14 protein-coding genes are annotated in these 13,760 nt (G+C 72.0%); 7 read left to right on the top strand and 7 right to left on the bottom strand.

Translation table 11 applies throughout. The features are described from left to right. The first annotated feature begins 100 nt into the window (after positions 1-100). Positions 101-445, top strand: a complete 345-nt coding sequence (locus AB0K35_RS23550; RefSeq protein ID WP_238668538.1) for a DUF1330 domain-containing protein — start codon at positions 101-103, stop codon at positions 443-445. A 110-nt stretch (positions 446-555) separates the two neighbouring features. Further along, positions 556-1,431: an alpha/beta hydrolase gene (locus AB0K35_RS23545; protein ID WP_363887560.1), complete on the top strand. Its 876-nt coding sequence runs from the start codon at positions 556-558 to the stop codon at positions 1,429-1,431. A 7-nt stretch (positions 1,432-1,438) separates the two neighbouring features. On the opposite strand, the gene AB0K35_RS23540 is transcribed toward AB0K35_RS23545, so the two are convergent. Continuing rightward, a complete protein-coding gene (locus AB0K35_RS23540) occupies positions 1,439-1,669 on the bottom strand; it encodes a hypothetical protein (protein WP_363887558.1) in 231 nt (76 codons plus the stop codon). Positions 1,670-1,794: 125 nt separating this feature from the next. On the opposite strand from AB0K35_RS23540, the gene AB0K35_RS23535 reads away from it, so the two are divergent. Continuing rightward, entirely contained in the window at positions 1,795-2,190 is a 396-nt protein-coding gene (locus tag AB0K35_RS23535) for a hypothetical protein (RefSeq protein ID WP_363887555.1), read from the top strand. 15 nt (positions 2,191-2,205) lie between these two features. On the opposite strand, the gene AB0K35_RS23530 is transcribed toward AB0K35_RS23535, so the two are convergent. The 4 genes from AB0K35_RS23530 to AB0K35_RS23515 all read right to left on the bottom strand — a co-directional run bounded on the left by AB0K35_RS23530 (position 2,206) and on the right by AB0K35_RS23515 (position 5,808). After that, positions 2,206-2,589, bottom strand: a complete 384-nt coding sequence (locus AB0K35_RS23530) for a hypothetical protein (protein WP_238668663.1) — start codon at positions 2,587-2,589, stop codon at positions 2,206-2,208. Positions 2,590-2,713: 124 nt separating this feature from the next. Further along, positions 2,714-3,883, bottom strand: coding sequence for a hypothetical protein (locus AB0K35_RS23525; protein ID WP_363887552.1), 1,170 nt, complete (start codon positions 3,881-3,883; stop codon positions 2,714-2,716). Next, complete coding sequence (locus AB0K35_RS23520) at positions 3,880-4,395, bottom strand: SigE family RNA polymerase sigma factor (RefSeq protein WP_238668543.1); 516 nt, start codon at positions 4,393-4,395, stop codon at positions 3,880-3,882. The genes AB0K35_RS23525 and AB0K35_RS23520 overlap by 4 nt, the downstream gene beginning before the upstream one ends. Positions 4,396-4,629: 234 nt before the next feature. After that, on the bottom strand, positions 4,630-5,808 hold the full coding sequence (locus tag AB0K35_RS23515) for a MalY/PatB family protein (protein ID WP_363887549.1): 1,179 nt from the start codon (positions 5,806-5,808) through the stop codon (positions 4,630-4,632). Positions 5,809-6,091: 283 nt separating this feature from the next. On the opposite strand from AB0K35_RS23515, the gene AB0K35_RS23510 reads away from it, so the two are divergent. Then, complete coding sequence (locus AB0K35_RS23510) at positions 6,092-7,138, top strand: SMP-30/gluconolactonase/LRE family protein (RefSeq protein WP_363887547.1); 1,047 nt, start codon at positions 6,092-6,094, stop codon at positions 7,136-7,138. A 51-nt stretch (positions 7,139-7,189) separates the two neighbouring features. On the opposite strand, the gene AB0K35_RS23505 is transcribed toward AB0K35_RS23510, so the two are convergent. After that, positions 7,190-7,828, bottom strand: a complete 639-nt coding sequence (locus tag AB0K35_RS23505) for a hypothetical protein (RefSeq protein ID WP_363887545.1) — start codon at positions 7,826-7,828, stop codon at positions 7,190-7,192. After that, positions 7,825-7,986: an NAD(P)-dependent oxidoreductase gene (locus AB0K35_RS23500; protein ID WP_238668547.1), complete on the bottom strand. Its 162-nt coding sequence runs from the start codon at positions 7,984-7,986 to the stop codon at positions 7,825-7,827. Before AB0K35_RS23500 ends, AB0K35_RS23505 begins: the two co-directional genes overlap by 4 nt. Before the next feature lie 73 nt (positions 7,987-8,059). Between AB0K35_RS23500 and AB0K35_RS23495 the strand changes: the two genes are divergently transcribed. The 3 genes from AB0K35_RS23495 to AB0K35_RS23485 all read left to right on the top strand — a co-directional run bounded on the left by AB0K35_RS23495 (position 8,060) and on the right by AB0K35_RS23485 (position 13,745). After that, entirely contained in the window at positions 8,060-12,142 is a 4,083-nt protein-coding gene (locus tag AB0K35_RS23495; protein WP_363887544.1) for a tetratricopeptide repeat protein, read from the top strand. Between the two features lie 89 nt (positions 12,143-12,231). Beyond that, on the top strand, positions 12,232-12,888 hold the full coding sequence (locus AB0K35_RS23490) for a haloacid dehalogenase-like hydrolase (RefSeq protein ID WP_363887541.1): 657 nt from the start codon (positions 12,232-12,234) through the stop codon (positions 12,886-12,888). Beyond that, a complete protein-coding gene (locus AB0K35_RS23485; RefSeq protein ID WP_363887539.1) occupies positions 12,885-13,745 on the top strand; it encodes an oxygenase MpaB family protein in 861 nt (286 codons plus the stop codon). Before AB0K35_RS23490 ends, AB0K35_RS23485 begins: the two co-directional genes overlap by 4 nt. Positions 13,746-13,760: the final 15 nt, after the last annotated feature.

Raw genomic sequence — 13,760 nt, 5'->3', positions numbered from 1 at the left:
GAGATAGTTCTCCCGGCACGACCGATCCGATCACGGGGGCGCGGCAGCCCACGCCGACCGCCATCACAGCCAGAAGACCAGACGCAAAGGACAGGCACTCATGGCCGCGTACGCGCTCGCGCACCTCCGCAAGGCACCCTTCCACGCCGAGGTGCTGACGTACCTGGAACGAATCGACGCCACCCTCGCGCCCTTCGCGGGCCGGTTCCTCGTCCACGGCGGTGCGATCGACGTCCTGGAGGGCGACTGGACCGGCGATGTGATCGTCATTGAGTTTCCCGACCTGAACCAGGCCCGCTCCTGGTACCAGTCCAGCGACTACCAGGAGATCAAGCCGTTGCGGACGAGGCACCTCACCGGTGAGGTGATTCTCGTCGACGGAGTCGAGCCCGACCACGACTCGTCGCAGTTGGCCGCGACCATCCGCCGCGCCACCGAGCGGTAGCACCTGACCCTCGACCGTCCGGGTCGACGCACGCGCGTCGCCCCGAAGAACCCGATGGCTCGCCGGCCGCAAGGCACCCGACCCAGGTCAGCCGACCGTAGTCTCATCGGATGCAGGACATCCAGACGCACACCCTGGCCATTCCCGGCGTCGACCTGGTCTACGACGTCCGCGGCCCGCTACCTCCCACTGGCGGCCATCGTGCGCTGCTCATGATCGGCCAGCCGATGACGGCGGAGGGCTTCACCGCGCTCGCCCCGCACTTCGCGGACCGCACGGTCCTCACCTACGACCCGCGTGGCCTGGGCCGCAGCGTCCGCAAGGACGGTCGGTCCGACCACACGCCGCAGCAGCAGGCCGCCGACCTGCACGCGCTCGTGCAGGCGCTCGACGTCGGTCCGGTCGACGTGTTGGCCAGCAGCGGCGGCGCGGTGACAGCACTCGAACTGGTCGCCACCCACCCGGACGACGTCGCCACCCTGGTGGCGCACGAACCGCCGATCAACGCCGTGCTTCCCGACGCCACTGCCGCCGAGCGCGCCCGAGCCGGCTTCTACGAGGCGTACCAGGCGAAGGGCTCGGGTGCGGGGATGGCGGCGTTCATCGCCATGACGTCCTGGCAGGGCGAGTTCACCGATGCCTACTTCGCCCAGCCCACCCCCGACCCGGCGATGTTCGGCATGGCCGCCGACGACGACGGCAGCCGCGACGATCCGCTGCTGTCACAGAGCTCGTGGGCGGTCACCGACTACCGTCCCGACGCGAACGTGCTCACCGCCGCGCCCACCCGGATCGTGGTCGCTGTCGGTGAGGAGTCCGCCGGCACGTACACCGCCCGCACCGCGCTGGGCCTCGCGGCGCTGCTCGGCCAGGAGGCCGTGGTCTTCCCGAGCCACCACGGCGGGTTCCTCGGTGGCGAGTTCGGCTACGCGGGCAAGCCCGCGGAGTTCGCCGCGCGACTGCGCGAGGTGCTGGACGCCGGCTGACCTCTGCTCAACCGGCGGCGTCGGAGTAGACATCGACGTCGTAGAGCAGCTGCACATCGCGGCGGCCGTTGGTGACGCCGACGAAGACCGGGTCGCCGGACGGGGTGTGGCCCTGACGCCACACCTGTTCCCGGGCCGCCTCCCGCGACTCGTGATGGGCCCTGCCCTCCTGATGCAGTTGCAGCACCCGGCGGGCGGTGCCCCGGTCGGTGTCGAGGTGGATTCGTAGGAGAGGCATGCCGGGACCTCCTTGCTCGACGTCGGATCTCGTGCAGCTGGCCGACCAGCCGTATCGTGAGACACGGGGGCGACGATCCGCCGTCTTCGATTAAACGCCACCCGCTGCGGTCGAGGAGGGCATTTATGACTGGTCTGGCGACCGTCGGCGCAATAGTGGGTGTCCTGCTCGCCGGTCTCGTGGTCCTGGTCCGTAAGCCGACCAACACCCGGTCGGTGCTCAGATGGTCGGCCCTGGCGATCACCGCGCTGGTGGCCGCCGTGCTGGTTCCCTTCACAGTGGACGACTCGGGGGCCGCGGCCAGCTATCTGCTCGGCGTTCCCGTTGTCGCGGCACTGCTGCCCGTTGTCGCGCAGCGGGTCGGTCGGCTGACAGTGGTCGCCGATGTGGTGGCCGCGTTCGTCCTCACCGGCTGGGGTCTGCTGCTCGGGCTGGGCATCGGTGTCGCGTTCCTACCAGCGGTGACACTCCTGATCGCCAGCGCTGCGGGCACTTGGGCGCCGCGACCGTCCACCACGTGACCCGGTGACCAGCGGTCAGCCGTCCGGGGTGAACAGCCCCTGAACGCCGACGACGATCGCGATGAGGCCAAAGACCGCCAGCAACAGTCGGACGCCGGTGGCGCCGTCCGACTGCTCGTCGCGCGGCGTCGACCGCCCGGTCAACCGGCCCCACAGCAGGGCGAGCCCCACACCGATCCCCACCACCTCGAAGTGGAACACCCGGGGCCCGGACACCAGGTGGACGATGAGGTAGTAACCGCCGGTCACCAATGCCACGAGGCCGACCACCCACGCGATCGGGGCGGCCCGACCGGCGAGGCGGCCCAGGTCATCGCCGACTCGTGGCAGCAGCCGCAGCACCGCCACGGCGAGCAGGAAGCCACCGACGATGTTGGCGAGGTCGAGCAGCAGAGCCATAATCACTGGGAGTCTCCGTCGATCGGGTGATCAGCCGGTGGGAGCGTACCCACGGACCCGGTCGGTTGAAACGGTCCGGACGGCACGCCCCCACGACGGAGTTCGGGCTGGGCCGCTCAACCCCTCACCGCGTGCACCGCCACACCAGCGGCCGGTACGCCTGGTTCTCGTAGACGGCCCCGACCACAGTCAGACCGTCGTCGCTGATCCCCTCCGCCGTGTACGTGCCCGCCTCGGTCGCCCGGACCTCCGGTCGGCCCGGCAACCGGCGGGAGGTGCCGTCCGGGGCCACTACCAGCGGCGCACCGTCGGCGACCAGCACGTCACCACTGCCGGCGATGCCGCTCGCCCCCGGGAAGGGCACCAGGCTCACCACTCCGCTGGCGAGATTCCACAGCACCGGCAGCATCTGCACGGCGCCGCTCCGTCGGCCGCCCGGAACCATGCCGATCGCCCATTCGCCCCGCGCCGATTCGACCGACGCACGCGAATAGCCGTCGGGCAGTGCCAGCGCCGACCCGACGCCCTGCGGCGTCCACCGGTAGGGCAGATCGCCCACGGTGCCGACGATCGTGCCGTCCTCGGTGATCCCGGTCGCTGACGACCCTCGCTGGCCGACCAGCCGGTACTTCTGGGGGGTGTCGGTCGACCACGACACAGCCTGGTGCGAGTCGTCGGACCTGCGGGCGGTGCCGACGATGTCGCCCTGACCGTTGACGGCGTGCACGAGCACCGCGTCGTAGCCGGGCGGTGTGGCCAGGAAACGCAGCTTCCCGTCCCGGTACAGCCAGCCGATGCCGTCGCCGTTGGTGCCGACCACATCGCCGCGGGTGTTGACAGCGGCCGCGTGTCGCGCGGTGGCCGGCAGGACCACCGGCCGGTCGTCGGTCCACAGCACGACCCGGCCGTCCTCCTGCCCGGTGCCGATGTCGCCGACGATGTGCCGTCCGGTGCTGTCGACTCTGTTGGCCACCGCGACCGGACCGCCGACCGGCTGCGGCAACCACGACGCCTGGCAGGTGACCGGCGGGCGGGAGGTGGCCGACCCGGTTCCCGCCGGCGACACAGCGAGCGCCGGCGTGGTGGGAACCGGCGGGCTGGTGGTCCCGCCGACCTGGACGGCACCCACGACACCGACCCCGGCCAGCACCGTCAGCGCGGCGATCCCGCCGACCCGGCGACGCTGACGGCGCCGCCGACCGTCGCGCACCGCCCGGCTCAGGTCGACCCGCGGCTCCGGCGCCGGCGCCGACCGCAGCAGCTCGGCGATCCGCTGCTCGTCCACCGTGGTCATCTCGGACTCCTCACTGACATCTCGGTGACGTCGAGCACCTGGCGGACGGCCGCCAACGCCCGAGCCGTCTGCGACTTCACGTTGCCTTCGGAGCAGCCCATCGCGGCGGCCGTGTCGGCCAGCGACAGGTCGCACAGGAACCGCAGGACCAGCACCGTGCGCTGGCCGCGCGGGAGGCGGGCGAGCGCGGCGAGCAGGCTGCCCCGCTCGGCCAGGTCGTCGTGCGGTGTCACCGGCGAGCGCTCCGGCTCCGGCACCGACCCCAGCAGGCGAACCTTCGCCCAGCTCAACCGCTTCTCATCGACGAGCTTGTGCACCAGCATCCGATGTACGTACGCGTCGACGTTGTCGGCCCGGCTGACCCGGCGCCAGTTCACGTAGAGCGCCGTGACCGTCTGCTGCACCACGTCGTCGGCCAGATGGGCGTCACCGCACATCAGGAACGCGGTCCTGTGCAGGCTCGGCAGTCGCGCGGAGACGTACTCCACGAACTCACCCTCGGCATCCACCATCGAGGCTCCCTCCTCCGCAAGCTCGACGGGACCGGACGATCATCAGGTTGCGTCCCCGTCGAAGAACTGTCGGAAGCCCTACCGATCGGTCGGGGTCCCGCCCGGACCCGGCGGCGGACGGATCAGCGGGTCAGGCGTGCCGCGAGGCAGGTCGGTGCCGCCAGCGCCAGTAGGGCGTCCCGGCGCAACAGCCGGGGAAGGAGTCGAAACACAGCTGCTGCCGGCCGCCCGGTCTCAGCCAACGGCGCTGGTCATCCGGCGTACCGCCTCGATGATGAGCTCCGGCGCGGTGGCCAGGTTCAATCGGACATGCCCCACACCGCCGGTGCCGAACGCCAGTCCGGAGTTCAGCGCCACCCGGCCACGGTCGAGGAACACGGTGGCCGGGTCGTCGTCGAGGCCCAGGGCGCGGCAGTCCAGCCAGGCCAGATAGGTGGCCTGGCCGGGCTGGTAGCGGACGGCCGGCAGGTGCTCGGCGAGCAGCGCGGTCAGGAGCCGACGGTTGTCGTCCAGGCCGGCCAGCAGGGCGTCGAGCCACTCGCCGCCGTCGCGGAAGGCGGCGGTGTGGGCGATCACGCCGAGGTGGCTGGTGCTGACGCTGACCCCGAACGGGACACGGGCGAGGTCCCCGGCCGCGGCCGGGCCGGCGACCAGAAGCCCGCCGCGTAGGCCGGCCAGATTCCACCCCTTGGATGCGGACATCAGCGACAGGCCGTTCTCCGCGCCGGGCACCGAGAGGTACGGCACGAACCGCGCGCCCCCAGCCACCACCGGAGCGTGGATCTCGTCGGCGACCACCCGCACCCCGTGCCGCTGGGCCAGTCCGGCGACGGCGGTCAACTCGGCCGCGTTGTGCACGACGCCGGTCGGGTTGTGCGGGCTGCAGAGCAGATACGCGGCCGGCCGTCCACCGGCGCGAGCCCGCCGGAACGCATCCTCCAGCGTGCCGAGGTCGATCCGCAGGTCCTCGCCGAGCGGTGCCTCCACGATCCGGCGCTCGGCGTGCGCCACCGACTCGTAGAACGGCGGATAGACCGGGCAGTTGACGACCACCGCGTCCCCCGGCTCGGTGACCAGTCGCACCGCCTCGACGACGCCGTGCATGACGTCGGGCACCAGCGCGGTGCGCTCCACGGCCAGCCCGTCCCGACCCCACCGCTGCGCGGCGAACTCGGCCACCGCCTGCGGGTACGCCGTTCCTGCGGTGTAGCCGGTGTCTCCGCGCGCGACGGCATCGGTGATCGCCCGTGCGACCGGCTCGGCCAGGGGCACGTCCATCTCGGCCACCCAGAGCGGCAGCACGTCGTCGGGGTACTCCCGCCACTTGAGGCTCGTCCGCTGCCGGAGCTGGTCGATCGTGAGCTGGCGGAGGGGATTGACCGCGGTTCGGGCACCACCGAGCAGGCCACTCATGACCCAACCCTATTCCCTGCCTCCGGCAGACGCCTCAGGTCACCACTGATTCGTCCACTGTGGTCGTACCGGAAGGATTTCCGGAGACGGTTTTGCCATTGACCAGCGTCTTTGTATTTGCCACCCTCGTCCCGCTCGGAATCAACGGCGAAAGATTGCTGCGGGTTGCCGGTTCATAACCTAGGCTCCCGAATATCCACATCGACGGCCCGCCCTCACGCCGTGCCAGCCACCGACCTCGCACGCCGGCCATCGCCACCCTCGACGCCGATTGGAGTACTCGATGACCTGGCGTCCAACCATTGCCGCACTGGCCGGCCTGTGCCTGGCGGTCAGCGCCACCCCGTTGCCCGCCGGTGCTGCCGCCGACGCTGCCCATGTCAGCGCTCACGCCGCGTTCGCCGGTCCGCCCGGCGCACCGCCCGGGGCCTGCCCGACGGGGGCCAGCTACGGCCCACCGCTGCCGGCCAGCACCGTGACGGCCCCGCGGATCCAGGGCGGCTTCACGTTCCTCGAAGGACCGGTCTGGGTCGCCGACGGCGGCTACCTGCTGTTCTCCGACATGGCCGCCGGCAGCGGGCCGTACAACGTGCAGCCGTCGACGATCCGCCGGTTCACCCCGCAGTCGGGCTTCGACACGTTCATCGCCGACGCCGGCAGCAACGGCCTGGCACTCAGCGCCGACGGCCAGCAACTCGTCGCGGCCACCCACGACCAGCGGAGCGTGTCCGCGTACCGGTTGAGCGACCGGGCCCGCAGCACCGTGGCGGCGAACTACCAGGGCCGGGCGTTCAACTCGCCGAACGACGTCGCGGTCCGTTCCGACGGCGTCGTCTACTTCACCGACCCCAACTTCCAGCGCGGCAACCGCCCCGACCAGATGAGCGGTCGCACCAGCGTCTTCCGCGTCTCCAACGGGCAGGTGTCGCTTGTCGACGATCGGCTGCGCCAACCCAACGGCATCTCGCTCTCGCCGGACGGGACCGCACTGTACGTCGGCGCCTACTCCGAGAACAAGATCTACAAGTACGCGGTCCAGCCCGACGGCAGCATCGGCGCCCGCAGCGTCTTCGTGAACTACATCGGCGGCCCGGACGGCGGCACCATCGACTGCGCCGGCAACGTGTACTGGAGCTCGGGCGGGGACTCCCTGGTCCACGTCTACTCCCCCGCCGGCACCCAGCTCGGCACGATCCGGTCCGGCAGCTCCGGCACGACGAACGTGGCGTTCGGCGGCCCCGACCGGCAGACCCTCTTCGTCACGTCGGGCCGGTGGGGCGACTCCGGGCTCTACAGCGTGCGGCTCAACGTCCCCGGATATCCGTACTGACCGACGGCTGGATGGCGTGCCGCCTCCGTCGTAGCCCGACGAGGCGGCGCGCTATCCGGCGGACGCGGCGATGAACACCACCGCCCCGACCACCACCAGCGCGGCGGCCAGGAAGGTCTGCCGGCGGGCCCGGCGCAACGCCTCCCGGACCTGCCAGGCGTGCGCCGTGGCGAGCAGCCAGCGCAGGTACGGGTCGGTCCGGGCGATGTTGCGGCGCGCGGTGGCGAGCCCTGCCCGCAGGGCGGCCCGCTCCTGCGGCGGGGCCGTCGACAGGCGACAGGTGATCTCCGCGGCGATCCGGCGATGACGCAGCAGCGAGTCGACGTCGCCGGCGTACCCGCCGAAGTGGTACCAGGGCTCGGCCTCCAGCCGCTCGCGCAGGCCGCGCAGCTCCGGCCCGGTGAGGGTCGCCGGCGTGGTCATCGGCGGGACGAGCACCTCGCTGGTCCGCCAGATCGCCCAGGCCACGCCGAGCAGCGTCACCAGCAGGCCGCCGCCCGCCCACGCCGCATGGGCCCAGTCGGTGACAGTGCCGGCGGCGATCAGCGGGCCGCCGCCGAGCAGCAGCGCGCCCACCGCGCCGGCCGAGGAGATGATCCACCGTGCCGCCGCCCGACTGTCCGCTACCGAGTCCAACGGGGACGGCAGCGCGTCCAACCCCGCGCCGCTCGTCGGCGGCTCCCCGGTCATCGGCTGTCGTCGCGGAAGACGACACCCAACGGGCCGGTCTCGTCGTCGGGCAGATCGGTGTACGGCACCCAGCGCTGGCCGTCGAAGAACTCCAGCTCGCCGCTGTCGTTGATTCGCACGGCGTTGACCTGCGCGAGCTCCTCAGGATCGTCAGCCATGGATACAGTATCGGTCAGCCCGGCAATCCACTTCGGCGTCGGGTCGTCCGCCGGGTGACCGCAGGGGGCCTTCGTGATCCGGTTGACCATCAGCGCGACCGACGTGGTCCTGGCCGTTCGGGGTGACCGGCGCCGACACCCGGTGGGCCCAGCCGATCAACGCACCGCCGACCTGCTCTGGCGGCTGCGCGGCGGCCCCTCGGTGGAGCTGTCGTACGAGGTCGGCGTCGCGCTCGGCCGCCGCTTCCTCGACGCCGCCGGCCCGATCCTGCGCGCTGAACTCGACCGCCCCGGCCGACACCGGCTCGGCATCGAGGTCGTCGACGCGAGCCTGGCCGACCTGCCCTGGGAAACCCTGGTGCTGCCCGGCGAGGAAACGCCGCTGGCCCTGCACCCCGACGTCGACGTGTGCCGGACCGGCCCCGACACACCGGCACCCACGGTCCGGGTGGACGGCCCACTGCGGATGCTCGCGGCGATCGCGAGCCCTGACGACTCGACCCACCCCCTGCTGGACCACGAGCGGGAGCTCGGCCGGATCCTCGGCGCTGTGGAACCCGGGCATCGGCACGGGGTGCGGGTGCGCGTCCTGGAGTGGGGCAGCGCCGCAGCGATCCGGGCCGCCCTCGCCGAGGAGCCGTTTCACGTCCTGCACATCTCCAGTCACGCGCGCCCCGGCGCGCTGCTGCTGGAGACCCCCACCGGTGCGGAGGACCGCGTGGACGCCGCGCGGTTCCTGGCCGAGGTGCTGCCGCCGGCCCGGACCGTCCCGTTGATCGTGCTGGCCGGCTGCTCCACCGCGCGGCCGGATCAGCGGGAGCTGCCCGGGCTGGCCGGCGCGCTACTGACCCACGGCGCGCCGGCGGTGCTGGCGATGAACGGGACGGTCAGCGACTGGTACACCATCGAGTTCTGCGCTCGGCTCTACGAGCGATTGGCCGCCCGCAGCGAACCGGAGCTGTTGACGGAGGTCTCCGCCGTACGCCGCGAGCTGGCCCCGACCGCCGCCGAGTGGTGGATGCCGACGCTGTTCCTGGCCGACCCCGGGCTGCGGTTGGCCGGCGGACGGGACGACGCTGCCGTCGCCGCGCCGCCCGGCCAGTCGCTCGTCGGGGACGGTGTGGTGCGCGCACCGACGGACTTCGTGGGCCGCCGGGAGATCCTGCGCCGGCTGTCCCGGGGGAAGCTGCGGGTTCTCGTCCACGGCATCGGCGGGATCGGCAAGACGAGTCTCGCCGCGGAACTCGCGCGGCGGTTCCGCGACGCGGGTGGCATCGTCGTGGCGACCCACGGCGACGGCACCGTCGACGGGATCCTCGACGAGCTGCGCCGCCAGGTGCAGAGCCGGTGCGTCGCAGCGGCCCCGGACGACCCGCTGCGGCGCTGGCTCGTCGCCCTCGCCGAGCCGGGCCAGGACTGGCGGCGACGGTTGGGGGCGATCGGCACCGACGGTCCGCCTCTTCTGCTCGTCCTCGACAACGCCGAGGACGCGCTGGACGCCGAGCACCTGTTGGCCGACGCGGATCTGGCCGCGTTCCTCGCCGCCTGGGCGTCCCGCCACGAGCTGGTGGTGACCAGCCGGCACCCGTTCCCGGTCGCCGGTCTGGAAACCTGTCACCTCGGTCCGCTCTCCTGGCAGGAGACCCGCAAGCTGCTCTGGCGGCTGCCAGGCGTGGGCCAGCTGACGCCGGCGGAACAGCAACGGATGTGGCACCGGCTGGGTGGTCACCCGCGCGCGCTGGAATACCTCGACGGCCTGCTGCGCGGCGGCACCGATCGATCCGACGAGGTGGCCGGCCAACTGGCCGCAGCCGGCGGTGGCCGGGACGACGGGCCGGCCGGGGTCGGCACGCCGCTGGTCGAGGCCGGCGCGCTGGCCGCCGAGGATGTGTTGCTGCCCCGGCTGCTCGCCCGCCTGGAGGCCGACCCGGCGGCACGTCGGTTGCTGCTCGGCGCGGCCGTGTACCGCACCCCGGCGGACCGGACCGGCCTCGCCTGGCAGCTCGCCGACCCGGCGGACGGCGACAACCCACCGCCGGCACCGGCGGGGCTGGACGAGTCGGTCGAGACGCTGTCACAGCTGGGGCTGCTCGCCCCGGTGACCGGGGGCCACCTGGTGCACCGGTGGACGGCGGCGAGCCTGCTGCGGATCGCCGGCCGCGACGCGGTGGTCGACGCGCACCGCCGGGCGGGCCGTTACTGGGGCTGGCGGGCCCGCTCCAGCACCGACCAGCACGACTTCATCCGCCGGGCCGTCGAGGCGCGGTACCACCACCTGGCCGCGGGCGACACCGACGAGGTCGTCACCTACTCCGAGCTGGCCTGCCAGGAGTTGCACACGGCCGGGCACTGGGCCTGGGAGGAGAAGATCTGGCGAGAGCTACTGCCGATGGCGCCCCCGGGCTCGGCGCGCCGGGCGAGCTTCCTGAAGGGACTCGGCGACGTGCACCTCAGCCGGGGCGAGTACCCGCAGGCGACGGAGCGCTACGAGGCGGCGCTTACCGTCTACCGGGACCTCGGCGACGACAGCGGCGTCGGCAAACTCCTGCACCAGTTGGGCCTGGTCGCCGACAACCGGGGCGACCGGGCGACAGCGGACCGGCTGTTCCAGGAGGCGTTGACGATCCTGAGCCGGCTCGACGACCGCTCGGCGGTCTCCCGGACCCTGCACCAACTCGCCGGGATCGCCCGCGGCAACGGCGACGGCGAACTGGCCATGTCGCGTTACCTGGAGGAACTGGCGATCGCCCGGGAACTCGACGACCTGGACGGGATCGCGGCGAGCCACCACCAGATCGGCGTACTCGCCTTCGAGGCCCGGGACTTCGTGAAGGCGGAGCAGTGCATCCAGGTGGCGATCACCACCTACGGACGGTTGGGCGCCCGGGTCCGGCAGGGCAGCGGGCTGGTGATGCTCGGGCGGATCGCGCTCGCCCAGTTCGCGTACGAGACCGCCGAGGAGCGGGTCCGTGCCGCCCTGAAGATCTTCGAGGAGGTCGGCAGCAACGGTCACATCGCGGAGTGCTCGCTGCTGCTCGGTCACCTCTCCCGCGACCTCGACGACCTCGAATTCGCCGAGAGCTGCTTCGCCAGCGCCCGGACGATCGTCGCGGCCCTCGGCGAGGACCGGCTGCTGCGCCGCTGCGACGAACTGCTCGGCGGCGTCCGAACTGTCCTCGGCCGGGCTGCCGAGGCGGTGCCGCACACAGTGAACGCGATCGGCGGGGACGACGAGCCGCCGCTCCAGGCGGCCCTGGAATGGCTGGCCGTGCAGCGACTGGAGCTGGGCCCGCAAGCCTTCTTCGCGGTACTGGCCCGGCACCTCGACCCGCGGCAGGCGGCGCAGCGGGTCGAGTGGGTCGAGGCGTACCTGCGGTTCCGGTTCGACGGCTCCCACCCGACGCCGCTCGGCAGCGGGTACGTCCTGCTCGCCATCGCCGCCGCCCAGGCGGGTGAGTTCGGCACCGCCCGGATGTGCCTGCTGCGGGCGTTGCCGATCTGTGCCGCCGCCGGTTATCAGGCGGGGGTCGCCAAGTGCCACGAGGACCTCGGCATGGTGGCGCTGGAGACCCGCCGGCTGGCCGAGGCCCGGTCCCGCTACGAGCAGGCGCTGGAGGTCTACCGGGTACTGCGCCACGAGCCCAACCAGGCCATCGTCCTGCACCAGCTCGGCCGTGTCTGCGAGGAGCAGGAGGATCTCGTCGGCGCGGATGGGTTCTACCGCCGCTCCATAGCGATCAAGAAGCGGCTCGGGAACCTGTCGGGCGTCTCCAACAGCACCTTCCACCTCGGCCGGGTGGCCGGCCTGCGCGGCGACCGGGCCCTGGCCGAGCAGTGCTACCGGGCCTGCCTGCGGATCGACAGCGAGCAGGGCAACTGGGAGGAGGTGGCGCTGGATCAGGTAGCGATCGGGCAGCTGCGCGTCGAGCAGGGCCACCCCGCGGAGGGCATCCCGCTGATCGTCGAGGCACTGAACATCGACCGGCAGATCGGGTCGACGAACGCCGCGCTCGACCTCAACGCGCTGCGCGAACTGCGGGTCCGGCTCGGCGACGAGGAGTTCACTGCCATCCTCACCGACGCCTTCGGCCCGGCCCGCGCCGTCGAGGTGCTCGATCTGATCGCGGTGCTACCGGCCGCGGCCGAGCCGACCTGACCCACCCAGGCACCCGTACACTCGGCTGATGGCGAACCGCCCGCGGCACCGGGGTCGATAGACCGATGAGGGCGTCGACAGCAGACACCGTGATCTTCGATTTCGACGGCGTACTGCTGCGCGGGGACGCATTCGGGCTGTTCCTGCGGCGCACTGCTTTCGCGGGTGCCCGGCTGCCGCTCGCCGTCGCCGTGCTCGTTCTCCTCGCGCCGGTCGCCATTGTTCCCGCCCTCCGCCCGTGGGCGGCACGGTGGGTGAGCCGGATCGGCTTGTGGGGCCGGAACGCGGACGAGTTGCGGGCAGAGCTGGAACGCTTCGGCGCGGACCTCGGTGCGGAGCCAGGGCGGATGATCGCGCCCGGTCTGCGGATGATCCGTACCCACCTCGCCGCCGGCGACCGGGTCATCGTGGTGACCGCGTGCGAGCACACCCTGGCGCGCGCGGTGCTCGACGCGATCGGCCTCGCCGGGGTCGAGCTGGTGGCCTCGCACATTCGCGGGCCGAGGCTGCTAGTGCACAACCACGGTGCGACCAAGATGGCGCAGCTCGCCGGCCAGGGGGTGACGCCACCATGGCGGGTGGCCTACAGCGACTCGCTGTCGGATCTGCCCATCCTCGGCGCCGCCGAACAGCCGGTGCTGGTCAACGCGAACGCGCGTCAGGTCGCCCGGGCGCGCCGGTTGCTCGGCGCCCGGCTGACCACCGTCACCTGGTCGGGTGGCCAGGGCCCGGAGGTCCGCCGATGAGAGGCCGCTACGACAACCTGACCCGCACCCGTGCTCTCGACCCGGAGCGTGACTACCTGGTCATCTACCAGACCATGCTGCGCTACGAGTTTCCGTGGGACATGAAGCTCGGGCTCAACCTCGCCTTCAACCGGTCGTTCTCCATCCCCGCCATCGCCGCCGTGCACACCGCCACGGGCGAGCTGACCGAACGTACCCAGAAGCGGATCGACGACACCGGCCTGCTGATGTACGAGATGGTGCTCAACGGCTTCGACCAGCCTCGGGGCCGTGACGCGTTGCGGCGCGTCAACCAGATCCACAGTCGGTACGACATCAGCAACGACGACTTCCGCTACGTCCTCGGCTGCCTGGTGGTGATCCCCACCCGGTGGTTGCAGGAGTACGGCTGGCGCCCGCCCTGCTGCCACGAACGGCACGCCACATACCTGTTCTACCGGGAGCTCGGTCGACGGATGGGCATCACCGACATCCCCGGGTCGTACGACGAGTTCGAGACCTGGTTCGACGCGCACGACGCGGCTCACCTGCAGCCCAACGACGACGCGGCGGCCATCGAACGCGCCACCCGCATGCTGATGCTCACCCGGATCCCCCGGATGCTCGCCCCGCTGGGAAACGCTCTGGTCAGCGCCCTGTACGACGCGCCGCTGCGGCGCGCGACGCGGGTCGACACGCCAGCCTGGCCGGTCCGGGCGGGGTTGCACCTGGCCCTACGGACGCGCTCGCGGTTGCAGCGGTGGTTCGGGGCACCACTGACGACCGCGTTGTTCGCCGACGGGATCACGGCCAAGAGCTACCCCGACGGGTACGAGATCAGCCAGCTCGGACCCCACCAGGACGGTGTGCGCGAGTAGCTCGTCGGTGCTGCT

The organism is Micromonospora sp. NPDC053740 (assembly GCF_040677775.1).
Classification (GTDB): Bacteria; Actinomycetota; Actinomycetes; order Mycobacteriales; family Micromonosporaceae; genus Micromonospora; species Micromonospora alfalfae.
The sequence above is the reverse complement of the archived record's forward strand: the minus strand, read 5'-3'. Positions and strand labels throughout refer to the sequence as shown.

Coding starts and splice junctions, on each gene's coding strand:
- AB0K35_RS23550 (WP_238668538.1), top strand. CDS start 101: ATGGCCGCGTACGCGCTCGCGCACCTCCGCAAGGCACCCTTCCACGCC.
- AB0K35_RS23545 (WP_363887560.1), top strand. CDS start 556: ATGCAGGACATCCAGACGCACACCCTGGCCATTCCCGGCGTCGACCTG.
- AB0K35_RS23540 (WP_363887558.1), bottom strand. CDS start 1,669: ATGCCTCTCCTACGAATCCACCTCGACACCGACCGGGGCACCGCCCGC.
- AB0K35_RS23535 (WP_363887555.1), top strand. CDS start 1,795: ATGACTGGTCTGGCGACCGTCGGCGCAATAGTGGGTGTCCTGCTCGCC.
- AB0K35_RS23530 (WP_238668663.1), bottom strand. CDS start 2,589: ATGGCTCTGCTGCTCGACCTCGCCAACATCGTCGGTGGCTTCCTGCTC.
- AB0K35_RS23525 (WP_363887552.1), bottom strand. CDS start 3,883: ATGACCACGGTGGACGAGCAGCGGATCGCCGAGCTGCTGCGGTCGGCG.
- AB0K35_RS23520 (WP_238668543.1), bottom strand. CDS start 4,395: ATGGTGGATGCCGAGGGTGAGTTCGTGGAGTACGTCTCCGCGCGACTG.
- AB0K35_RS23515 (WP_363887549.1), bottom strand. CDS start 5,808: ATGAGTGGCCTGCTCGGTGGTGCCCGAACCGCGGTCAATCCCCTCCGC.
- AB0K35_RS23510 (WP_363887547.1), top strand. CDS start 6,092: ATGACCTGGCGTCCAACCATTGCCGCACTGGCCGGCCTGTGCCTGGCG.
- AB0K35_RS23505 (WP_363887545.1), bottom strand. CDS start 7,828: ATGACCGGGGAGCCGCCGACGAGCGGCGCGGGGTTGGACGCGCTGCCG.
- AB0K35_RS23500 (WP_238668547.1), bottom strand. CDS start 7,986: ATGGCTGACGATCCTGAGGAGCTCGCGCAGGTCAACGCCGTGCGAATC.
- AB0K35_RS23485 (WP_363887539.1), top strand. CDS start 12,885: ATGAGAGGCCGCTACGACAACCTGACCCGCACCCGTGCTCTCGACCCG.